At 64.7% G+C, this 20,360-nt stretch carries 21 protein-coding genes; 13 read left to right on the top strand and 8 right to left on the bottom strand.

The window, feature by feature from the left end; translation table 11 throughout:
- Nucleotides 1-89 precede the first annotated feature (89 nt).
- The 3 genes from B552_RS0109260 to B552_RS0109250 all read right to left on the bottom strand — a co-directional run bounded on the left by B552_RS0109260 (nucleotide 90) and on the right by B552_RS0109250 (nucleotide 1,588).
- On the bottom strand, nucleotides 90-458 hold the full coding sequence (locus tag B552_RS0109260; protein WP_019448731.1) for a response regulator: 369 nt from the start codon (nucleotides 456-458) through the stop codon (nucleotides 90-92).
- Nucleotides 459-492: 34 nt separating this feature from the next.
- Nucleotides 493-1,014, bottom strand: a complete 522-nt coding sequence (locus B552_RS0109255; RefSeq protein WP_019448730.1) for a response regulator — start codon at nucleotides 1,012-1,014, stop codon at nucleotides 493-495.
- A gap of 403 nt (nucleotides 1,015-1,417) precedes the next feature.
- Entirely contained in the window at nucleotides 1,418-1,588 is a 171-nt protein-coding gene (locus B552_RS0109250; RefSeq protein WP_008644874.1) for a rubredoxin, read from the bottom strand.
- Nucleotides 1,589-1,830: 242 nt separating this feature from the next.
- On the opposite strand from B552_RS0109250, the gene hemL reads away from it, so the two are divergent.
- Complete coding sequence (hemL, locus tag B552_RS0109245; RefSeq protein ID WP_019448728.1) at nucleotides 1,831-3,123, top strand: glutamate-1-semialdehyde 2,1-aminomutase; 1,293 nt, start codon at nucleotides 1,831-1,833, stop codon at nucleotides 3,121-3,123.
- A gap of 60 nt (nucleotides 3,124-3,183) precedes the next feature.
- Here the strand turns inward: hemL and dapA are convergent, their stop codons facing one another.
- Complete coding sequence (gene dapA, locus B552_RS0109240; protein WP_019448727.1) at nucleotides 3,184-4,068, bottom strand: 4-hydroxy-tetrahydrodipicolinate synthase; 885 nt, start codon at nucleotides 4,066-4,068, stop codon at nucleotides 3,184-3,186.
- Nucleotides 4,069-4,470: 402 nt separating this feature from the next.
- On the opposite strand from dapA, the gene B552_RS0109235 reads away from it, so the two are divergent.
- From B552_RS0109235 to B552_RS0109225, 3 genes are read left to right on the top strand one after another with little or no spacing between them, the layout of a single operon-like run.
- Nucleotides 4,471-5,073, top strand: coding sequence for a LemA family protein (locus B552_RS0109235; protein WP_019448726.1), 603 nt, complete (start codon nucleotides 4,471-4,473; stop codon nucleotides 5,071-5,073).
- Nucleotides 5,074-5,086: 13 nt separating this feature from the next.
- Entirely contained in the window at nucleotides 5,087-5,911 is an 825-nt protein-coding gene (locus tag B552_RS0109230; RefSeq protein ID WP_019448725.1) for a YgcG family protein, read from the top strand.
- Between the two features lie 12 nt (nucleotides 5,912-5,923).
- A complete protein-coding gene (locus B552_RS0109225; protein ID WP_019448724.1) occupies nucleotides 5,924-6,460 on the top strand; it encodes a TPM domain-containing protein in 537 nt (178 codons plus the stop codon).
- A gap of 33 nt (nucleotides 6,461-6,493) precedes the next feature.
- Here B552_RS0109225 and B552_RS0109220 read toward each other — a convergent pair whose 3' ends face one another.
- On the bottom strand, nucleotides 6,494-7,750 hold the full coding sequence (locus tag B552_RS0109220) for an MFS transporter (protein WP_085958770.1): 1,257 nt from the start codon (nucleotides 7,748-7,750) through the stop codon (nucleotides 6,494-6,496).
- Nucleotides 7,751-7,828: 78 nt separating this feature from the next.
- Here B552_RS0109220 and B552_RS0109215 point away from each other — a divergent pair, with 78 nt between their 5' ends.
- The 4 genes from B552_RS0109215 (at nucleotide 7,829) to B552_RS0109200 (ending at nucleotide 12,951) form a co-directional block, all read left to right on the top strand.
- Nucleotides 7,829-8,752, top strand: a complete 924-nt coding sequence (locus B552_RS0109215) for a LysR substrate-binding domain-containing protein (RefSeq protein ID WP_035879615.1) — start codon at nucleotides 7,829-7,831, stop codon at nucleotides 8,750-8,752.
- A 1,051-nt stretch (nucleotides 8,753-9,803) separates the two neighbouring features.
- Nucleotides 9,804-11,180: a sigma-54 dependent transcriptional regulator gene (locus B552_RS0109210; RefSeq protein WP_019448721.1), complete on the top strand. Its 1,377-nt coding sequence runs from the start codon at nucleotides 9,804-9,806 to the stop codon at nucleotides 11,178-11,180.
- A 34-nt stretch (nucleotides 11,181-11,214) separates the two neighbouring features.
- Complete coding sequence (locus tag B552_RS0109205) at nucleotides 11,215-11,661, top strand: GtrA family protein (protein ID WP_019448720.1); 447 nt, start codon at nucleotides 11,215-11,217, stop codon at nucleotides 11,659-11,661.
- A gap of 63 nt (nucleotides 11,662-11,724) precedes the next feature.
- Nucleotides 11,725-12,951, top strand: coding sequence for a glycosyltransferase family 87 protein (locus tag B552_RS0109200; protein WP_019448719.1), 1,227 nt, complete (start codon nucleotides 11,725-11,727; stop codon nucleotides 12,949-12,951).
- Nucleotides 12,952-12,982: 31 nt separating this feature from the next.
- On the opposite strand, the gene B552_RS0109195 is transcribed toward B552_RS0109200, so the two are convergent.
- From B552_RS0109195 to B552_RS0109185, 3 genes are read right to left on the bottom strand one after another with little or no spacing between them, the layout of a single operon-like run.
- Nucleotides 12,983-13,999 (bottom strand): glycosyltransferase family 2 protein, encoded by a 1,017-nt coding sequence (locus tag B552_RS0109195; protein ID WP_019448718.1) that lies wholly within the window; start codon nucleotides 13,997-13,999, stop codon nucleotides 12,983-12,985.
- A gap of 41 nt (nucleotides 14,000-14,040) precedes the next feature.
- Nucleotides 14,041-15,279: a glycosyltransferase family 87 protein gene (locus B552_RS0109190; protein WP_019448717.1), complete on the bottom strand. Its 1,239-nt coding sequence runs from the start codon at nucleotides 15,277-15,279 to the stop codon at nucleotides 14,041-14,043.
- Between the two features lies 1 nt (nucleotide 15,280).
- Complete coding sequence (locus B552_RS0109185) at nucleotides 15,281-16,549, bottom strand: glycosyltransferase family 87 protein (protein ID WP_019448716.1); 1,269 nt, start codon at nucleotides 16,547-16,549, stop codon at nucleotides 15,281-15,283.
- 1,061 nt (nucleotides 16,550-17,610) lie between these two features.
- On the opposite strand from B552_RS0109185, the gene B552_RS0109175 reads away from it, so the two are divergent.
- From B552_RS0109175 to B552_RS0109155, 5 genes are all read left to right on the top strand, one after another.
- Nucleotides 17,611-17,793 carry a Flp family type IVb pilin gene (locus tag B552_RS0109175; protein ID WP_019448714.1) on the top strand — a complete coding sequence of 61 codons (183 nt, stop codon included), beginning with the start codon at nucleotides 17,611-17,613 and terminating at the stop codon, nucleotides 17,791-17,793.
- Nucleotides 17,794-17,882: 89 nt separating this feature from the next.
- Nucleotides 17,883-18,056: a Flp family type IVb pilin gene (locus tag B552_RS0109170; RefSeq protein WP_019448713.1), complete on the top strand. Its 174-nt coding sequence runs from the start codon at nucleotides 17,883-17,885 to the stop codon at nucleotides 18,054-18,056.
- Between the two features lie 44 nt (nucleotides 18,057-18,100).
- Nucleotides 18,101-18,274, top strand: coding sequence for a Flp family type IVb pilin (locus B552_RS0109165; protein ID WP_019448712.1), 174 nt, complete (start codon nucleotides 18,101-18,103; stop codon nucleotides 18,272-18,274).
- 46 nt (nucleotides 18,275-18,320) lie between these two features.
- Complete coding sequence (locus B552_RS0109160; protein WP_026035479.1) at nucleotides 18,321-18,824, top strand: prepilin peptidase; 504 nt, start codon at nucleotides 18,321-18,323, stop codon at nucleotides 18,822-18,824.
- Between the two features lie 98 nt (nucleotides 18,825-18,922).
- Complete coding sequence (locus tag B552_RS0109155; RefSeq protein ID WP_026035478.1) at nucleotides 18,923-20,332, top strand: ATP-binding protein; 1,410 nt, start codon at nucleotides 18,923-18,925, stop codon at nucleotides 20,330-20,332.
- The last annotated feature ends 28 nt before the right edge of the window (nucleotides 20,333-20,360 follow it).

The raw sequence follows: 20,360 nt of genomic DNA, 5'->3' as shown, positions 1-20,360 counted from the left end.
AGCGGTTCTGGCCAGGCGCGGGGGCGCAGACAGTACAGGTAGTACGGCAAGACCCCGCAACGACGCCAGAATCATTCTGAAACGGCCTCTCAGTGCGCCAGCGCGGCGATCTTCGACAACAGTTCCTCGCTGTCCACCGGCTTGACGATGTAGTCGGAAGCGCCCTGGCGGATGCCCCAGATGCGGTCGGTTTCCAGACCCTTGCTGGTGCACATGATCACGGGGATGTCCTTGAAGCGGTCGTCGCGCTTGATCGCACGGGTGGCCTGGTAGCCGTTCTGGCCCGGCATCACCACGTCCATCAGGATCAGGTCGAAGGCCTCCGCCTCGAGCCGGGCCATGGCCTGGTCACTGTTGCCGGCCACGGAAACCTTGAAGCCCTTCTTGCCGAGCAGGTCGGACATGAACAGGGCTTCGGTGGGCGAATCGTCGACGATAAGGATTTTGCTGATGGTCATTGTTTCATTCCTGGGGTGCTTCGGGCGGTCAACGTCAGGCCGCCACGGCCGCGCCCTCCTCAGCCACGCAGCCGGCCATGCAGGCCTCTACGGCCTGCAGCAGGGCTTCGCGGGAAAAGGGCTTGGCTAGATGGTTATGGGCGCCGACGAGCTTGCCGCGCGAACGGTCGAACACGCCGTCACGGGACGACAGCATGATCACGGGAATCGCGTGGAAGCGCGGGCTTTTCTTGATGAGGGAACAGGTCTGGTAGCCGTCCAGACGCGGCATCAGGATGTCGCAGAAGATGACGTCCGGGCGCAGGTCGCCGACTTTGGCGAGCGCCTCGAAGCCATCCTCGGCGAGCATGACCTGGTAGCCTGCCTGCGTCAGGAAGATTTCCGCCGTGCGGCGGATCGTGCTGGAGTCGTCGATGACAAGGATCTTCCCCGGCACCTTGCGGCCGGACGCCACGGATGCCTCACCGGCACCGGCGGCACCGGCGGCACCGGCGGCACCGGCAGCGTTGACCCCATCGACAGACTTGTTGTCTTGTTCTGTTTGAGTGACCCGCATGTTGTTCCCGCGACCGGCTGCCTGCAATGACTGCAACCGCCGGCATTCACTTGAGAACTCCCGCTCGGCATCGCACATGGCGTGCCAGCGGCCCCCGATTTTCCATTTCCCAAAAATCCCGGCTACCCGACCGGTGCGGCGGCGCGTTTTGGCTCGCGCCTGCCAGTTAGTATTCTTGTGTTCTTGTTTCCGCGATTCCCGCGTGCGGCCTGACAAGCCGGACCGAGGCGCAGTTTTGCCGCAGAGTGTGACAATTCATGGTTGGGCCGTCAATCCGGGCAAGACGGTGCGGCCCGCCGATCTGTCTCTTTCCCGCGACGGCTCGCCGGGAGACGCCTTCAAACGATCCCCGCGCGAAGCCCGCACGATGCAGGCGCCGTTTCCGGAATTCCGAAAGACGGCGTCAGATCGCCACCATCTCGAAATCTTCCTTGCGCGCGCCGCATTCCGGGCAGGTCCAGTTGATGGGCACGTCTTCCCATTTGGTACCCGGAGCGATGCCGTCTTCCGGCGCGCCGGCGGCCTCGTCGTAAATCCAGCCGCAGATCAGGCACATCCAAGTCTTGTATTCCATATTCAGGCTCTTGCCACTCTCCATTAAAATCCAGCGCAGATGGTACCGAATCAGCGCCGATGACGCCACCCATGGCCCGGCGCGATCGTGCCAATTTCGTCGCGTTCGCGCATGTTAGCGTGCAGATACTGTTTGAACGGCGCGCTTTTCCTCCGCTTTGCCCGATTTTTGGGCAATCGGGGCGACGCAGCCCCCGGCCGGACGCATGCCATTGCTCCTGAATCCTTTTCAGCCAGATTCCCATGTCCCATAACCAGCAGCTTTTCGACCGCGCCCAGCAAACCATTCCCGGCGGCGTCAATTCGCCCGTGCGCGCGTTCCGCTCCGTGGGCGGCACCCCGCGCTTCATCACCCGCGCCGAAGGCGCGTACATGTGGGACGCCGATGGCCAGCGCTATATCGACTACATCGGTTCCTGGGGGCCGATGATCGTCGGCCACGCCCATCCGGACGTGGTGCGCGCCGTCCAGGAAACCGCCGCCCACAGCTTCTCGTTCGGCGCGCCGACCGAGGCCGAGATCGAGATGGCGGAGGAAATCTGCAAGCTCGTGCCGTCGATCGAGCAGGTGCGCCTGGTGTCGTCGGGCACGGAAGCCACCATGAGCGCGCTGCGCCTGGCGCGCGGCTTCACGGGCCGCGACCTGATCATCAAGTTCGAAGGCTGCTACCACGGCCACGCCGACAGCCTGCTGGTCAAGGCCGGCTCTGGCCTGCTGACGTTTGCCGACACCACGCAGAACGCGCCGTCTTCGGCGGGCGTGCCGGCTGACGTGACGCGGCACACGATGGTGCTCGAGTACAACAACGTCACCCAGTTGGAGGAAGCATTCGCGCGCCACAAGGGCGAGATTGCGGCCGTCATCGTCGAGCCCGTGGCCGGCAACATGAACCTGGTGCGCGCCAGCGAGGCCTTCCTGACGGCGATGCGCAACCTGTGCAGCGAACACGGCAGCGTGCTGATCTTCGACGAAGTAATGACGGGCTTCCGCGTGGCCCTGGGCGGCGCGCAGGCGCACTACGGCATCAAGCCGGACATGACCTGCCTGGGCAAGGTGATCGGCGGCGGCATGCCGGCCGCGGCGTTCGGCGGCCGGCGCGACATCATGGCCAAGCTGGCGCCGCTGGGCGGCGTCTACCAGGCGGGCACGCTGTCGGGCAACCCGCTGGCGGTAGCCGCGGGCCTGACCACGCTGCGCCTGATCCAGGCCCCGGGCTTCTACGACCGCCTGGCCGTGCAGACACGCAAGCTGGCCGATGGCCTGACCGCCGCCGCCCGTGCCGCCGGCGTGCCGTTCTGCGCCGATGCGATCGGCGGGATGTTCGGCCTCTACTTCACGAACGACGTCCCCGCCAGCTTCGCCGAGGTGACCAAGGCCGATGTGGGCCGCTTCAACCGCTTCTTCCACGCGATGCTGGCCGAAGGCGTCTACCTGGCGCCATCGGCCTTCGAAGCTGGCTTCGTTTCGGCGAAGCATGACGATGCGATCATCGACACCACCGTAGCGGCCGCAGCCAAGGCGTTCAAGGCGGGTTGACGCCGGCCCTCTCCCCAACCCCTCTCCCGCCATGCGGGAGAGGGGAGCAAACCAGCGGCGTCAGCAAGGAATCGCATCGAGCATCGCCGCGAGCCGGTCCACCAGTTCCGGCGATGCCGAAGTCATCGGTGCGCGCAACTCATCGCGCATCCATCCATGCCGCGCCAGCAGCGCCTTGACCGGGCCCGGATTGGGCTCGGCGAACAGCGCCTGAATCAGCGGCATCAATGCGTTGAACAGGCCGCGCGCCTCGTCAAGCCGTCCTGCCGAGACGGCGCGCCAGATCGCCACGAACAACTCGGGCCGCAAGTGTGCCGACGCGGTGATCGCGCCCTGCCCGCCCAGCGCCAGCGTGCCGAGAAGCTGGTGATCCTCGCCCGCCAGTACCGCCAGTTGGCCATCGGCGATCAGCGCCTGCGTAGTCAGCGCGTTGCCGCCGCAATCCTTGATGGCGACGATATTGTCGTGGTCAGCCAATGCGCGCAGCGTTTCCAGCGTCAGCGTGGCGCCCGTCCGGTACGGAATGTCGTACAGCGCGAGCGGCGCCCGTGACGCATCGGCCAGGCGCCTGAAGTAATCGAGCAGTCCATCCTGCGACGGCCGGATGTAATACGGCGCCGGCGCCAGCACGCCCGAGAGCGGGCGTTCGCCGAGACGGCCGAGCCGCGCCAGCACGTGGCCAAGGTGGTTGCCGGCCAAACCCATCATCACCGGCAGGCCTGCGGCGGCGTCCAGCACTGTGTCGAGCACGGCCAGTTGTTCGGCCTCGCCCAGCGCGGCCGCTTCACCGGTGCTGCCGCACACGACGAGACCCGACAGGCCGCTTTGCCGGTAATGGACGACCATGCGCCGCAATGCGGCAAGATCGACATCGCCGTGGCGAAACGGGGTGACCAGCGGCAGCCAGATGCCGCGAAAGAGAGACGAGGATTGCGTGTTCTGCATGTAATGACTCCGGATCGACCGATTCGGAAACCGTCATGCGCGACGCAGCAGAACACGGGGGATTAGACAGGGGCGGTGCGCCCCTTCAACCGGGTACTGTTCCGTCGCCCATCTGACGGAACAGCGCGCTCCGGTCAGACGAGCGACTGTTTTTTGGCTTTTGCGCGCGCGGCCATGCCCGACGTGCCCGGGGCGGGCGCGATGGTGGTCGGGAGGTGGCTGGTTTGGCGCGGCATCGCGACAATCTAGCGGGCAATGGCTGGCGTGGTCAAGACCTTGAGGCGCCGGCCCTCTCCCCCAACCCCTCTCCCGCCTTGCGGGAGAGGGGAGAAAACCTGGGGCATGGCAAACGCTGCGCTACACTTCGAAGTTGCCGAATCCTGACATTTCCCGGAGCCCCTGATGCGCGCTGCACTCTCTCCTGCCCTGTTCCGCTGGCTGGCGATCGCCATGCTGGCGAGCCTGCTTTCCGCCTGCGGCTATAACGACTTCCAGGCCAAGGACGAGGCCGTCAAGGCCGCCTGGGGCGAGGTCATCAACCAGTACCAGCGCCGCGCCGATCTGATCCCGAACCTGGTCAACACGGTCAAGGGCTACGCAACCCACGAGCGTGAAACGCTCGAGGCCGTCACCAAGGCGCGCGCCGAGGCCACCAGCATCAAGGTCACGCCGGAGACACTCAACGATCCGGAAGCGTTCGCACGCTTCCAGCAGGCCCAGGGACAGCTGACCAGCGCGCTGTCGCGCCTGCTGGCTGTCTCCGAGAACTATCCGCAGTTGAAGGCGGACGCCTCGTTCCGGGACCTGCAGTCGCAACTCGAAGGCACGGAGAACCGCATCACGGTGGCGCGTCAGCGCTATATCGCCGCGGTGCAGGACTACAATGTTCTGGCACGCAGCTTCCCGACCAACATCACGGCGATGATCTTCAAGTACCCGGTCAAGCCGTCGTTCACCGTGGAAAACGAGAAGGCCATCTCCACGCCGCCCACCGTCAAGTTCTGATACCGCAATCGTCATGATGCGCAAGGTCGTCGCCCTCTGGTTCCTCGCACTCGCGCTGGCACTGCCGGCATGGGCAGCCGACGGCTTTGTCGCAGTGCCGGCGCTCACGCAGCGCGTGACCGACCTGACCGGCACGCTCAGTGCCGACCAGCGCAACTCGCTGGAAAACGTGCTGGCCGAATACGAGCAGCAGCGCGGCAGCCAGATCTTCGTGCTGATGGTGCCAACCACCGCCCCCGAAACGATCGACCAGTACAGCATCCGCGTGGCCGAAGCGTGGCGCGCGGGCCGCAAGGGCGTTGACGACGGCGTGATCGTGCTGGTCGCCAAGAACAACCCGCCGGGCCTGCGCAGGATGCGCATCGAGGTCGGGCGCGGTGTACAGGGGTCGCTGACTGACGCGATGTCCAACCGCGTTCTGCAGGACGTGATGGCGCCCCACTTCCGCCAGAACGATTTCTACGGCGGACTGGCCGCTGGCATCTCCGCCATCCAGGCACTGATCGACAAGGAAGGCCTTGCGGCGCCCGACCGAAACGCGCGCCAGAGTCCTGCGGAGAACGCGGCGGACTGGCTGCCGGTGCTGTTTCCGCTGGCGATCATCCTGTTCTTCTTCCTGTCCGCGATCTTCCGCAGCAGCCGCGCGCCCCATGTCGTGACCAGCCGGCGCGGCTGGCCCACGGGCACGGCCGGCGGGCTTGGCGGCATAACGGGCTACGAGATCGGCCGCCATTGGGGTGGTGGTGGCGGTGGCTTCGGCGGCGGGGATTCCGGCGGCGGCTTCAGTGGAGGCGGAGGCGGCGGCTTCGATGGCGGCGGCGCGTCCGGCAACTGGTAACGGAACAGCACGATGCACAAGGCAAAGACTCCGCACCCACCGCTGCATCAATCGCTGAAGCGCGCGCTGCGCCATATCGGCTCGGGACCCCGCGCGGCAGAGAAAGCATTTCCCGAAGAGGCGCGGCATCGGCTCCAGGTGGCCGTGCACACGGGCGAACAGCATCATCGCGGCGAAGTGCGCGTGGTCATCGAAGCAAGCATGCCGCTGGGCCAGGCCTGGCGCGGCGTTACGCCACGCGCGCGCGCCCGCGGACTGTTCGGCGCGTTCGAGGTGTGGAACACCGAGGACCATACCGGCGTGCTGCTGTATATCAACCTGGCCGATCACGCCGTGGAACTGCTGGCGGACCGCGGCATCGATGCGCGCGTCAATCCCACCGCATGGCGCGACATCTGCGATCGCCTGGCCCAAGGGCTTGCGCGCGGCGTGTCGGTAGAACCTGTGCTCGAAGCTGTCGCGCAAATCCACGTGCTGCTGACCGAGCACTTCCCCGCTGACGGCGGCTACAAGCCCAACGAACTCGACGACCGGCCGATCATTCTGTAAGAAACGGCTTCAGCATGAGTTCCAGGCGGCCGCTCAAGGGTGCTTTTCCAGCAGGTACCAGATCGCCGCAAGCACCTGGATTACCACCAGCCCGGCCCAGACGATCAAATGTGCCGCTACCGGATAGTGGCCACCGGCCAGCGGGAAGAAATCGAGCACGAAGCCGATGCCCACCTGGAACACGAACGTGGCCAGGAAAACCGTCAGCGTCATCGCCGTGGTGGCCCGGCCGATCAGCGCATCCGGGAAGCGGCGCGCCAGCAGCGCGTAGGTCAGGATGCCGCTGGACCCGAACACGCCATACGCGCCCCACAGCAGCCCGAGCGGCACGAACGGCAGCCGCGCCATCAGCAACAGCTGGATCACGATGAAGCCGATCATGCCGAACCCGGCAAACGCGTAGAGGCTGATGCCGCGATGTTCCAGATGACGCGCGGCCCAGCCGGCGCCAACACAGCCAGCCATCATCGCAAAGCCGATCACCGATACCAGCCGTGCGCTCTCGCCAGCCGCCAGCCCCTGCACATCACGCATGAACGCGGTGACCCACAGCGTCTGTACCGCCAGGAAAATGCCCTGGTTCAGCAGCGTCAGCGGCACCACGCGCCAGAAGCGCTCGCTGCTCAGGATCTGCCGCGTGCCGCGCATCTGCTCCGCAAAGCTTTCCTTGCCCGCGCGCTTCACGTCGGGCACGCCAAACCACAGCAGCACGGCCATGCCGAACGAGATGGCGGCCATGCCCGCGCTGATGGTGCGCCAGTCGGTCAGCGATAGCAGCCACGACAGCGGCGCCCCCACCACCACGGCACCAAGACCGCCAATAGCCATGACCAGCCCGTTCAGCAGCGGCATGCGCGACAGCGGAAACCACATCGACAACGCCTGGATCGCGGCACCCAGACAGACCGATACGCCAACGCCGATCATCGCGCGTCCGGCGGCCAGCCCCAGCATCCCCGGTGCCCGGGCAAACACCAGCGAGCCGGCCACGGCCAGCATCAGCAGCACGGCCTCGGTCCGGCGCGGGCCGAATCGGTCGAGCAGGATGCCGGCCGGCAACTGCGCGCAGGCGAATCCCAGGAAGTAAAAGCTCGTGAGCAGGCCCAGGTCACCCGCCGTGAGCCCCAGCTCACGCGTCAGGTACGGCGCAAAGCCGAGGTTGACGCCGCGGAACACGTACGAGACCAGGAAGCCAAGCGAGAAGAAGGCCAGCACGCGCCAGCGCGCACCCGCGCCATGCCTGGGCTGGGACGCCGCATTGGTCGCGGAATTGGTAGTCGATGCAGTCATGCCCTGCATTGTCGTCACCGGCGTGGTGCAAGACCAGCAAAAGATACCTGCGGCAATTGTGAGTAGAATTTGACGACCATGTCTGTTTCGCGCCCCCCACATCTACCCCCGCTCCAGGCGTTGCGCGCGCTGGAAGCCGCCACGCGCCACCGCAGCTTCACGCGTGCGGCGGAGGAACTGGCCCTGACGCACAGCGCCATCAGCCACCACATCCGCGGGCTGGAGGACAACGTCGGCACCAAGCTGTTCCAGCGCACCGGGCTCACCATGACCCCGACCAGCGCCGGCATGCGGCTTGCCGAGCAGGTGCGTGGTGCACTGGACCAGATCGAATCGGCCATGCGCGAAGCCAGCAATGTGGCTGGCCCGCCGGTCGTGCGGCTGCAGGTCAGCGTGATGGCCGACCTGGCCAACGCCTGGCTGATCCGGCGCCTGCCCAGCCTGCACGCCCAGGCGCCGGAACTGGACCTGCACCTGCGGCTGCACGCCGAGATCACGCCGCCCGACCCCTACGCCGTGGACGTCGGCATCTGGCACCAGCGCGTGGACCTGCCCGGCTTTGAATGCCACAACCTCATCGAGGACCACGTAATCGCTGTGGCCAGCCCTTCGTTGCTGGCGCAGTACCCGGGATTCACGGTGGCAGATCTGCCGAAGCTGCCGATGCTGCGTTTTGCGCTGCGCCCATGGCGTGACTGGCTGCTGCTGGCCGGCCTGCCGCCCGACGAACCGGAGCGCGGGCCGATATTCCAGGATGCCGGACTGATGCTGCAGTCGGCCGTGGCCGGCCTGGGCGTGGCCACGGCGCGCGCGCAACTCGCGCACGACTACATCGCCAGCGGTCAGCTCGTGCAGATCGGCACCACGCGCATTCCGTCGAGCCTGCACTACTGGGTCACATGGCGCGAAGGCAATCCGCGCGAGAAGGCGATCCAGCGCTTCCATGCGTGGCTGAAGGAGCAGATTGTCAGCGTTTCGTCGCCGAATGTAATCCAGCCGTGAAACAAGCCGCACGGCTCATCAAAGGTTTGTTTCAGATTTGCAACCATTTGGGACCGGGACTGGCGGATTCGTCTCCTACCCCACCAAACTCATCCTTTCAGGCGAGGGCTGGCCAGCAAAATCGACCAAATGATGGACTGGATACGGCGTTTCCATCATTGCTCGTCCCACCATACCGAGAACGATTTTCACCGCCAGCCGGATATTCCGGCGCACCGGGATACGTGAGAGAACCCGCCTCGCGAAAAGTCCCCTGCCAGGTATCAAAAGAGAGACATTGCTTCTCGTGAAGCGTCTTCAGCAAGAAGATTCCCCAGAATTGCCAAAAGTGGCCCGACAGGACCACCGGTCTGGCTCGTTGCGGGAAAAACATGCAATCACGAGCATATTTGCATGCCACTTATGAGGGGTAGCCCGTAGGTGGATGCAACCCGTCAATCCATCACGATTCCGGGCGTGGTTGCAGCGATGAAACATTTTGTACGCCACCATCCCCCAAACTTTCCTGCATCATCAAGAAAACACTTGTAAATCAAGATCTTGATGAAACCGATAGTTACGTGACTATATTGCCTCCAGAGGGCTGATCCAGGAACGGTTCAGTCCGGCGGGACCGGAACGTTCCCAGGCGATTCGACCCGCATATAAATGATGGACTGACGCCACGGTGTTCAGATCCGGTCCGCATGGTGGTATCTGGCACAACTGCCAGATACCACCATGACGTAAGTTTCCAGGGGTTTGTTGATGTTTGCGGCCTGTTGGGGTAAGCGGTAAATCCGGAAGGCCGGCCGGGAAAAATGCTTGCGGGAAAACGGGAATCGGCGAATCGAACAGCCGGAACCCGGGGGTTGGTCACGACCATGCGCAGCGGTGCAGGTAATCCTTCGCAGCCGCCGCGTTCAGCCAGGCGCATCCGCGCCGGGCGCGTCATGCCTGGTGGACTTGCCCCCAACTATTCACGTTTCCGCCTCCCTCAAGCGCGGTGGTCGAGTTTTTCATGACTCGCACCCACCGAGAGCAGGAAAAAACAAAAAAGCTGGGGGAAATCATGAGTCACTACGTCAACCGCCCGTTGCTGTATGTCTCCATGCACCACGATGCGTCGTTGTGCCGTTACCTGTCGCAGCATGGCTGGAAGATCGTTTTCGCCAACAGCCACGAGGACCTGTCCGCGCTGCCGGCCGACGGGCCATTCTCGGCGGGTCTGCTCGATCTGCAGAGCGGCTTCAGCGACGTCGATCTCGAATTGATGGAGCCGTGGCTGGCAACCCGCCAGATCGGCTGGATCGGCGCGGTCGGGTGCACCGACGAACTGACGGACACCGCGCGCAAATTGCTCGGGTTGTATTTCATCGATTACTACACGGCGCCGTTCGACACGGCAGAGCTGAGCCGGACACTTGGACACGCTGTCGGCATGGCAACACTGCGGCCGGGCCGCGAGCAAGCGGTCGCGGCACCGGTACGCCCGCATGGAATCATCGGCGAATGCAGTGCCATGCAGGCGCTGTACCGCAGCATCGAGAAAGTCTCACGGTGGGACACACCGGTACTGATATCTGGCGAGTCGGGCACCGGCAAGGAGCTTGCCGCACAGGCCATCCATCGCACTTCACGCCGTGCCAACCAGCCGTTCGTCGCGGTCAACTGCGCAGCGATTCCGCCCACATTGCTGATGTCCGAGTTGTTCGGCTACGAGCGTGGTGCCTTCACGGGCGCAACCAAGCGCAAGCCGGGTCGCATCGAGATTGCACAAGGCGGGACGCTGTTCCTGGACGAAATCGGCGACATGCCGCTCGAGAGCCAGACCAGCCTGCTGCGCTTCCTGGAAACGGGACGAATCGAAAGGCTCGGCGGCACCGAATCGGTTCCGGTCGATGTCCGAATCATCTCCGCCACTCACGTGGATCTCGAAGCGGCAGTGGCGTCCGAGCGCTTCCGTGGCGATCTCTTTCACCGGCTGTGCGTACTACGCGTCAAGCAGCCGCCATTGCGCGAACGCGGGTCCGACGTGCTGCTGCTGGCCGAACATATCCTGGAGAGCGTGCGCAAGGACTCGCCCGAGCAAATCCGCGGCTTTTCGCCCATGGCCTTGCGCGCCATCACCACCCATACCTGGCCAGGCAACGTTCGCGAACTGCTCAACCGGATCCGGCTTGCCGCGGCGATGTGCGAGAACGGCGTCATCCAGCCGTCCGACCTCGAACTCGGTGCTCCCGTGGAGAGCAAGCCTCCCACGCTGGCGGCCATTCGCGAAGCGGCCGAGCAGGCTGCAATCGTCGAGGCCCTGCAGCGGCATCACGAGCGTCTTATCGACGTGGCCGCCGAACTCGGCATCTCGCGCGTCACCCTGTTCCGACTGATGCGCGACTACAAGCTGCAGGTACGGAAAGGGAACGTGGGGCTGGTCTGCGTCCAGAACTGACAGCGAGTGCCGACAATCGACGCGGAGTTCGAAAATGTTGCAAGTCCAGTCCCGCTCCCAGGACGCGTCAGCCGAGGCGGCCCGCAACGCGATCTGGCTTCGCGTGCCAGCCCGCGACACATTGGTCCGGCTGTTCCGATTCGGCGTCTCGGGCGTAATCGCCACCGGCATTCACGTGGCGGTGGCCACGCCGTTGATCTACCTGCTGCATGCCTCGCAGGTTGGCGCCAACGGCGTGGCATTCGTTGTCGCCAACATTGCCTCGTACCTGCTCAACACGCTGTGGAGCTTCGGCGCCACGCCCACGCGTGAAAGCTACCTGCGCTTCCTGATCGTTTCGCTGCTGGGGCTGGGCCTGACGCTTGGCATATCGGCTGGCGCGCAGGCACTCGGCTTCGGCTACTGGGCCGGACTCGCCACGATCCTGTCGGTGGTTCCGGTTGTCACATTCGTGCTGCACCGGACGTGGACGTATCGCTGACCGGGCAATCCCTCCTTTCCGACGGGCCTGCAAGGCCCACCTGGCCACATCGAGGAGCGCCTCATGCCAGCCGCCACCGACCTCGCCAAGACGGCTTCACATGACACCGCCACGCCAGCGCACTGGCTCACACCCGGACGCATCTGCCTTTACGCCGCCACCGTGCTCATTCTCGAATGCGTGGTGGTCACGGCGTGGTGGTACAGCCATGCGATCATCGCCAATCCGACCGTCCCCGGAATGGGCTGGGATTTTATTGTGTATTGGTGCGCGTCTGCACTCGCGCAGATCCATGGCGCGCCTGCGGCCTATGACTGGGGCCTGCTGCGCGCGGCAGAGATCCCGTTGCTTCCAACGACCTTTAGCCCGTTTGCCTATCCGCCGACGTTCCTGCTGTTGATCTTCCCGCTTGCCGCGCTGCCATTCGGCCTTGCCATCGTCTTGTTCTCGCTGGCTGGCACTACCCTTTATCTGGGCTATCTGCGCACGCAGCTCAGTGCACTGCACCGTTACTGGTTTATCCCCGCAATCGCTTTCCCGGGCATGTGGACCGCGCTGCTTGCCGGGCAAAACTCGCTGTTCACCGCGACGGCGGCCGGCGGCGCACTATGGCTGATGCGCCGTCATCCTGTAGCGGCAGGCGCCTGCATTGCAGTGCTCTGCGTCAAACCACAGCTTGGCGTGTTGTTTCCGCTGCTGTTGCTTTGCGAGCGCCGCTGGACCGCCATCGCCGCGGCCGCCGGCTTTTCCGCGCTCTTCATTGCCCTGACGACACTCGCTTTCGGCTTCGACATCTATCCCGCATTTTTTCGCAGCATGGCGATGTTCCGCGAAGCGGTGACGGTACATAGTGGCATCCTGCGCGGCGCGCCGACGGTCTTTGGCATCTTGCGCGTAGCTGGCATCAGCATTCCACTGGCCTATGCCGTGCATGCCATCGTGGCAGTGTGCGCGGTTGCCATGTGCGTGTGGCTGTGGTGCGCCAGGCCCCGGCTCGCACTGAGTGCATCGGCATTGGTGGTGGGCACGCTGATCGCGCAACCCTATCTGATTTACTACGATCTGGCGTGGCTGGCCATTCCGTTGGCGCTGCTATGCGCCGATATGGTCCGGTATGGCGGCCATGGATGGGAGCGCCTGTTGCTGTCGATCACATGGCTGCTGCCGGCACAAGCCATGACTCCCCTTCTGATTGACAACGTGCCGCAGTTGACGCCGCTCGTACTGCTCTGCGTCCTTGGCATGATTGTCATGCGTCACCAAACCACGCGAGGCGCCGCCCTGACCTGACCGGACCGGGCGGCGTCTGAACATCGGAACTTCAGAGCCGCTTGCCGCCCGCCGAGATCGGGATGACGCGGCCACCGTTTGCAACCCGGCCTTGCGGACGACGCTCCTGGTAGCGACGCTTGACCAGATAGATCGGCCGCCCCTTCGATTCATCGTAGATGCGGCCGATATACTCGCCGAGCACGCCCAGCCCGATCAGCTGGATGCCGCCGAAGAACAGCAGCAGCGACAGCACTGACGCATAGCCAGGTACGTCGACGCCGAAGATAATCGTCCGCGCCACGATGAAGGTGCCGTAGCAGAACGCAATCATGGCGATGAACGACCCGACGTACGTCCAGCTCCGCAACGGCAACGTACTGAAGCTCGTGATGCCCTCCAGGGCCAGATTCCAGAGCCGCCAGCCGGAGAACTTCGACTCACCGGCGCTGCGCGGTGCCCGCTCGTACTGGACGATCGTCGTACTGAAGCCCACCCAGGCAAACAACCCCTTCATGAAACGATGCCGCTCGGGCAGCTGCTTCAGCGCATTGACCACGGTGCGGTCCATCAGCCTGAAGTCCCCGACGTTCTCCGGGATCTTCAGGTCCGACAACCAGTTGTGCACGCGGTAGTAGGCCGTCGCGGTCACACGCTTCAGGAATGTATCGGTGGCGCGGCTGCCGCGCTGCGCCAATACCACCTCGGCGCCTTCCCGCCATTTCTCGACGAGCGTGGGGATCAGTTCCGGCGGGTCCTGCAGGTCTGCATCAATTGGAATCACGGCATCGCCGAAGGCCTCGTCGATACCTGCGGTCAATGCGGCTTCCTTGCCGAAGTTGCGCGTGAGGTCGATCACGCGGATACGGCGGTCACGCCGCGAGATGTCGACAAGGCGCGCGAGCGTGTCGTCTGCGCTGCCGTCATTGACGCAGACAATCTCGAAGCGCGTCGCCGGCACCGATTCCAGGATCGGCACCACACGTGCAAAGAACGCCTGCAGCGCGGCGCCCTCGTTGTAGAACGGCACCACCAGCGACAGAAGCTGGTTTTCGTCATAGTCGGCCATGATCTCTTTCCTCCCGGCACGCGTTGCCGCGCGCTCCGTCATCAGGCATCAGACGATGCCTTGCCCATCCTTTCCATCCGAATTCGCCACACGCCAAGCGCCAATGCCAGCATCATGCCGATTGGCAGCGGCTGGAACCCGATCCCGGCGCCGGTAACGCTGGTCCACAGCGGCATCAGCCACAGCAGCACCAACAGTTCCCGTTCGCCTCGCAGCCAGCCGGCACGATGGCCGTGTACGCCAAGCCAGGCGATCACCAGTCCGAGAAACACGAGGTCGTAGTCATACAGGTAGGCCGGCACCAGCAAGCTGGCCGCGACAAGCACAGCGGCACGCAGCGAGAAGCTGCAGGACCGTGACCATGCGTAGATCACCGATGCCAGCGCGGCCACCGCCACCATGGCGTGCATCGCATAAGGCAACACCACGCCACCCGTGAGCAACTTCACGGCGGCAAACACCGTCGGCATGCGCGCCATCAGCGCGTTACCCTGCTCCACCGATTCGCGGACCATGCCCGCATTGCGCAGGAAAGCAAAAAATGGCTCCACGCCGAACACCAGCAGCGATACCGCCATCAGCGCAGCCATCGTCACCAGCATGGCGCCCAGCGCGCGCCAGTCGCGTGCACAGAGCAGGGCCACCGGAAACAACAGCGCGAGGTGAGGCTTCATTGCGACGACGCCCAGCAACACCCCCGCAAGCACGGGACGCGAACGCAGGCATGTCAGCGCGAGCCCGGCGCAGCCAGCCAGCCACAATGCGTTCTGGCCGGTTGCCAGCACCACGGAGATGCCGGGAAACGCAAGCGCCGCCAGACGGGCATCTCGCCATGGCAGCGTGCGCCACAGCGCGCACGCATACCAGACGAAACCCCCGGTCAGAAAAACGAACGTCGACAACCCATAGGGCAGCAGCCCGAACGGCAGCACGAACCACAGCGACGCAGGCGGATAGAGCCAGGGCAGCACCCCTTCGCCGATGGCAAGTCCGGGCACCGCGGACAGTTCCATCTGCCGAAGCGCACCAAAGTCGTAAGGTGCCGCCGCCCCGCTGGACAGCACCAGCTTTGCCGCGCTCCAGAACACGACGAAATCATCGCCCGGCGCAAATACGCCCGGCGTCTTCAGTACGCAGGCGCGAAAGACCCAGATGCCGAAGTACAGCGCCGAGCACAACAGCGACACGCACGAGTAAAGCCGCAACCGCTCGGGATTGAGCCAATGCGCCCGGGAAGCATCGTCCCGTGCCCGGCGTGCGGCGGCCTGAAGCGTCGTCATGTCAGGTTCCCGCTGGCGCCGGCACTGCCGCTGGCGCAGTACGGCTCATGGTCCGACGGACGGCCACGATAACGAGCAATGCCGATACGACTGGACCGATCTGAGGCATGCGCAGCACGGGATTGACGCTTTCGAATGCAGGCAGCAGCCACGCCACCACGAACAGCGCCTGCTCGCGGCCTGACAGGCCATGACGAAGTCCGTCGCCGATCAGACCCGCGACGGCGATCCCCATCCACGTCAGTTCGTAGTGCCGAACATATGGCGTGGCCAGCAAGGCTGCCGCTGCCAGCACGGCGGTGCGTAGCGGCGCCTCGCGCGTGCGGGACCAGACGTAGACAACCGACGCTGCCGCCGCCAGGGCCGCCAGCGCCTGTACGGCATAGGCAGCCGCGGGGTTCAATCCCGCCAGTTGCGCGGCGGCCAGGACCGACGGCATCCCCAACCACCCCGCTGGCGAGCCTTCCACAAGATGCGCCCGCGCCCATGCAACGCTATGCAGGAACGCCGGAATGGTCTCCCATCCGCAAACCGCCACGCTGACGGCCACGAAGATCGCCACTGTCGCCGCGGCACTCGCCAGCGTGCGCATGTGCCGTCCAGCGATCAGCGCCACCGGGATCAGCAGCGCCAACTGAGGCTTGATCGCCAGCAGCCCGATCAGGACGCCGGCGAGCACCGGGCGTCGGTTCAGCAGACATACTGCCGCGCCAACCAGCGAGGCCGTCAGCAACGAATTCTGGCCGAGGATGCAACACGCCAGGACGGCCGGCGAGGCCAGCACGGGCAGCCAGAAGCCGCGCCGCAGCATGGAACTGGCACGCACCAGGCCGCCGATCACACGCAGGTAGGCATAGGCGCCTCCCGCCACGAACAGCAGATAGCTGAAAGCGAGCGGCAACGTTGCCAGTGGCAGCACAACCAGCAGGAATGTTGGCGGATACAGCCACGGCAGCACCATCGTGCTGTCAATGCCGAGCGGCCCGTAGGTCGCCATGACCTCAAGGTGTCTGGCAACGTCGTAGGCGTGCACCGGGCCCTCGCTCAGCGCCAGGTACGACGCGCTCCAGAATACGGCGAAGTCGGCGCCCGGCCGGCTGACATGGCTATCAGTGAAGCCGTGGCTGTGCCAGGCCCAGGTCGCCATCAGCAGAATGAACAGGAACAGCACGGCGGCGCTGTAGACGCGTGCGCGATCCAGATCCAGCCATGCGCGGCCAGCGCCTTGGCCATGTTTTCCCGTATCCAGACGGACAGCTTCCCCATTCATGACTTGCCCCGTTCCCTGTGTTTCTGCAGGTGCCGCGCCGCAGCCCTCTTGGACGTCGGCAGCGCCTGGTCTTGGCTAAGTCTTGTCAGGCGACGGCACTAATGCAAGGCACGCCACGGGCCGGAAAACGGGTTGGCGCCGCGCGGAACGCGATTTCCGCCGCCAACGTTTCGATCCTGAATCACGAGTGGGTCTGCTGCGGAGAACGGCGCCACACAAGCGATTGCGGGCGATGCGCGAAGCCGGCACACGAGCCTGTCCGCAAATCATGAAGTCGCGAACGTTTCCAATCGGAAACGTCGAGCCACGGCCGGACCGGTTCATCCATCGGTCGGGCCAATGCCGGCGCCGTACCGTCACGCATAGCAGGTTGTCATCCACCGGCACGACAAACCCCATCAAGCCGCCACACCTGTCTCATGCATTTGGATGAGCGGGGCACTCGTATAACTTGTGGCGCAGGCAATCCCGTCATCGCGGGACTCATCCCTCTGCGGCCTCATCCAAAATAAATTCCGCGCCAGCGTTTCCAGGCGGCAACGACGAAGGCCCGAAAAGCCGCTTCCCGCCCCCCTCAGCGCGCCCTGCGTATTGCGCACCTTCCCGCAAAGCCTTATGGCACAACGAATTCGGCAAGGCTGGCCCGCGGTTTGCCTATGCCTGGCATGCGGCACCGTCTCTCATGTGTGCCGCAGCTGCCGACGGAGTGTTTGCCGGCAGAAAAAAAGGATTCGGGGAGCCACACCATGCCAGCTATCGGTCAGCTCGTGAGATTGCATCGGACCATCGGTCGCATCGCCTCCGCCCGCAGCGGCGGCAGCGTGCCCTTCCGCTGCATGGCACGCGATGGCCACGCGCAGCATGCGGCGCGGTGCGTTCATGCTTCCGCCGAGCGTCGATTGCAGGCACGCAGCCCGCCCGGCGCCGGTGTCGGAGCTGGCCGATGGGCATTCCATTGCTGCGCTATCTGCGCACCGCCCTGTAGCCGCTTTTCCCGTCTCTGAATTGCAGTTGTCTTCAAGTCGTTTCGAAAGTGCATTTCCCAACCAAAGGAGTCTGCCATGCAACGTCTGACCCAAAACCTGACGCGTTTTGTCCGTGATGAAGACGGCGTCACCGCCATTGAATACGGCCTGATCGCTGCACTGATCGCCGTTGTGATCATTGCCACGGTAAAGATCGTCGGCCAGAACCTCAGCAGCGTATTCAGCTATATCGGCACACAACTGGGCGCCACGCTCTAAAAGGGGCCGCGGCGTGGAGCATTCGCGCGCCACCCACGCCGCGGTACCCCAGTGTCATGCAACACGGGCGCCAAACCAAGGAGAGCACCATGCGCAACTGCATCGTCAGCCTGAACGCCTTCATCCGTGACGAGGACGGCGTCACCGCCATCGAGTATGGCCTGATCGCCGCGTTGATCGCCGTTGTGATCATTGCCACGGTGCAACTCGTGGGAACGAACCTGAGCAGCGTATTCAGCTTTATCGCCGCGGAGCTGGCTTGACGACCGTCCATCCACCACACGACGGCCCAATCGAGGAGAGCACCATGCCCGGCATCAGAACCCTGTGCACAGCCTTCCGACGCGACACGCGCGGCGTGACGTCGATCGAGTACGCGTTGCTGGGAGCCCTGATTGCGATGGTGATTATCGGCGCAGTGAGCGTCCTGGGCAGCAATGTCAAGGCGCTCTACGAACTCATTGCAGCGGAGATGCCCTGATACGGGCCGAGCCAACCCTGAACGAACCGAGTCCGCCATGTCCACCATATCCACCATTCCGACGCTCTCGCCCTACATCGGTCCCATCGTCATCGCGATGGTGCTGACGGCCGCCGCCACGGATCTGCAACGCCGCCGCATTCCGAACTGGCTGACGTTTGGCGCGTGGCTGGTGGCACTGCCTGTGCAGATGACGATTCACGGCCTGGGTGCGGGGAGTTCCGCCTGGGCAATGGGCTGGCTGACCGGCTTCGGCATCTTCCTGCCGCTTTACCTGATGCGTGGCATGGCCGCCGGCGACGTCAAGCTGATGGCCGCCGTGGGGGCATGGCTCGGCGCCGATCTGGCGCTGTGGATTGCCCTTGCCACTTTCGTGATGGGCGGCGCGTGGGCGCTGACCATGGTGCTTCTTTCCGGCAAGGCGCGCCAGCTCGCACGCAACCTTGGCGGCATCGTGCTCACCGGGCAGGGAGGCCCGTCGGTCGGATCGCTGCCGTACGGGGCAGTGATCGCGGCCGGCACGTTGACCATGCTGTTCGCGAGGACGTGACGGACGAATGAATGCCCCCGGGCGTGGCGGACGTCCCGACAAGAAGCAGAAGCAGCAGCAGAAGCAGAAGCGCAGACCAGAACACAAGGGGAACGGCAATGTTAGAGCACCAAGACGCAGGCCAGGCAACACTCCCCGAGGCAGTCGCCTCGATGGTGCGGCACGTCCAGGCCGATCACGGCACGCTGCCCGCCTGGCACGTGCCACCGCGGTCCATCGCCGATACCGGTCTGGAAGTCTCGCTGCTGCTGGGGCTGTTGCTGAAGGCCGCCTACCTGCACCGTAGCGTCTCGCTGACGATCCTGACCGATACGCTCAAGCTGCCCGCCTCGGTCGTCAACGAGATCGCCGCGGTAGCGGTGCGCGAGCGGCTGCTCGAGGTGGCGCATCGCGGCGCCAGCGACATCGACGTTCGATTCCGCCTGACCGACGCCGGTTATGCGCGCGCCGCGGAGACCTCGGCGCGCTGCAGCTATACGGGCGCCGCGCCAGTCACGCTGCAGGCCTACCTTGACGCGGTCCAGCATCACTCGATCCACCACGCGTCCGTCACGAAGGCTGATGTCACGGCCGCGTTCCACAACCTCGTGGTGCCGATCCAGTTGCTCGACGCGATCGGCATGGCGCTGAACACCGCGCGCGCACTGATGATCTACGGCCCGCCGGGCAGCGGCAAGACCTACCTGGCGCAGCGCCTTGGCGCGCTGCTGCCTGGCGCGGTGCCCGTGCCGCATGCGATCACCGTGGCGGGCGAAATCATCCAGATCATGGATCCGCTGGTGCACACGCCGATCGATGAAAGCGAGGCGTCGCTCACGCACCGGTCGATGGACCGCCGCTGGGTCGTCTGTCATCGCCCCGTGGTACTGACCGGCGGCGAACTGACGCTGTCGATGCTGGATCTGCGCTATGACAGCAACACGGGCTTCTATCAGGCACCGCCCCACATGAAGGCCAACAACGGCATCTACATCGTCGATGACCTTGGCCGGCAGATGGTTGGGGTGGATCAGTTGCTGAACCGCTGGATCGTGCCGCTGGATCGCGGTATCGACATGTTCACGTTGCACAGCGGCGTGCGGTTCTCGGTGTCCTTCGACGTATGGCCGGTGTTCTCGACCAACCTTGAGCCCACCCAGCTCAGCGACGATGCCTTCCTGCGCAGGCTCGGCAGCAAACTCTATGTCGGGCCGCTTTCGATCGACGACTATCGCCAGGTCTGCCTGCGCACGGCCGCCGAACTTGGCCTCACGTGTCCGGAGCCCGCATTCGATTTCCTGCTGGAGAGCCTGCATTTTTCCACCGACACGCCTTTGCTCGCCTGCATCCCGCGCGACCTGCTGCGGCTTGTGGCGTCGCACGTTCGATACCACGGCCACACGCCGCACGTCACTGAAGAAGGGCTATGCGACGCCTGGCAGAGCTACTACGGCTTGCGAGGCGCGCCGGATGCCTCGACAACGGATAACGAACACCGCTGGCCAGCCGGCCATCGCGCAGCGGGCTGATCCCGCCCAACCAGGAAGCACGTACACA

It is taken from the genome of Cupriavidus sp. BIS7 (assembly GCF_000292345.1).
Lineage (GTDB): Bacteria > Pseudomonadota > Gammaproteobacteria > Burkholderiales > Burkholderiaceae > Cupriavidus.
Note: the sequence above shows the minus strand (reverse complement) of the source record. Positions and strands in the feature narration are given on the sequence as shown.

Bases quoted from the DNA above. Each gene is read 5' to 3' on its own strand.
- B552_RS0109260 (WP_019448731.1), bottom strand. From the start codon at position 458: ATGACCATCAGCAAAATCCTTATCGTCGACGATTCGCCCACCGAAGCC.
- B552_RS0109255 (WP_019448730.1), bottom strand. From the start codon at position 1,014: ATGCGGGTCACTCAAACAGAACAAGACAACAAGTCTGTCGATGGGGTC.
- B552_RS0109250 (WP_008644874.1), bottom strand. From the start codon at position 1,588: ATGGAATACAAGACTTGGATGTGCCTGATCTGCGGCTGGATTTACGAC.
- hemL (WP_019448728.1), top strand. From the start codon at position 1,831: ATGTCCCATAACCAGCAGCTTTTCGACCGCGCCCAGCAAACCATTCCC.
- dapA (WP_019448727.1), bottom strand. From the start codon at position 4,068: ATGCAGAACACGCAATCCTCGTCTCTCTTTCGCGGCATCTGGCTGCCG.
- B552_RS0109235 (WP_019448726.1), top strand. From the start codon at position 4,471: ATGCGCGCTGCACTCTCTCCTGCCCTGTTCCGCTGGCTGGCGATCGCC.
- B552_RS0109230 (WP_019448725.1), top strand. From the start codon at position 5,087: ATGATGCGCAAGGTCGTCGCCCTCTGGTTCCTCGCACTCGCGCTGGCA.
- B552_RS0109225 (WP_019448724.1), top strand. From the start codon at position 5,924: ATGCACAAGGCAAAGACTCCGCACCCACCGCTGCATCAATCGCTGAAG.
- B552_RS0109220 (WP_085958770.1), bottom strand. From the start codon at position 7,750: ATGACTGCATCGACTACCAATTCCGCGACCAATGCGGCGTCCCAGCCC.
- B552_RS0109215 (WP_035879615.1), top strand. From the start codon at position 7,829: ATGTCTGTTTCGCGCCCCCCACATCTACCCCCGCTCCAGGCGTTGCGC.
- B552_RS0109210 (WP_019448721.1), top strand. From the start codon at position 9,804: ATGAGTCACTACGTCAACCGCCCGTTGCTGTATGTCTCCATGCACCAC.
- B552_RS0109205 (WP_019448720.1), top strand. From the start codon at position 11,215: ATGTTGCAAGTCCAGTCCCGCTCCCAGGACGCGTCAGCCGAGGCGGCC.
- B552_RS0109200 (WP_019448719.1), top strand. From the start codon at position 11,725: ATGCCAGCCGCCACCGACCTCGCCAAGACGGCTTCACATGACACCGCC.
- B552_RS0109195 (WP_019448718.1), bottom strand. From the start codon at position 13,999: ATGGCCGACTATGACGAAAACCAGCTTCTGTCGCTGGTGGTGCCGTTC.
- B552_RS0109190 (WP_019448717.1), bottom strand. From the start codon at position 15,279: ATGACGACGCTTCAGGCCGCCGCACGCCGGGCACGGGACGATGCTTCC.
- B552_RS0109185 (WP_019448716.1), bottom strand. From the start codon at position 16,549: ATGAATGGGGAAGCTGTCCGTCTGGATACGGGAAAACATGGCCAAGGC.
- B552_RS0109175 (WP_019448714.1), top strand. From the start codon at position 17,611: ATGCAACGTCTGACCCAAAACCTGACGCGTTTTGTCCGTGATGAAGAC.
- B552_RS0109170 (WP_019448713.1), top strand. From the start codon at position 17,883: ATGCGCAACTGCATCGTCAGCCTGAACGCCTTCATCCGTGACGAGGAC.
- B552_RS0109165 (WP_019448712.1), top strand. From the start codon at position 18,101: ATGCCCGGCATCAGAACCCTGTGCACAGCCTTCCGACGCGACACGCGC.
- B552_RS0109155 (WP_026035478.1), top strand. From the start codon at position 18,923: ATGTTAGAGCACCAAGACGCAGGCCAGGCAACACTCCCCGAGGCAGTC.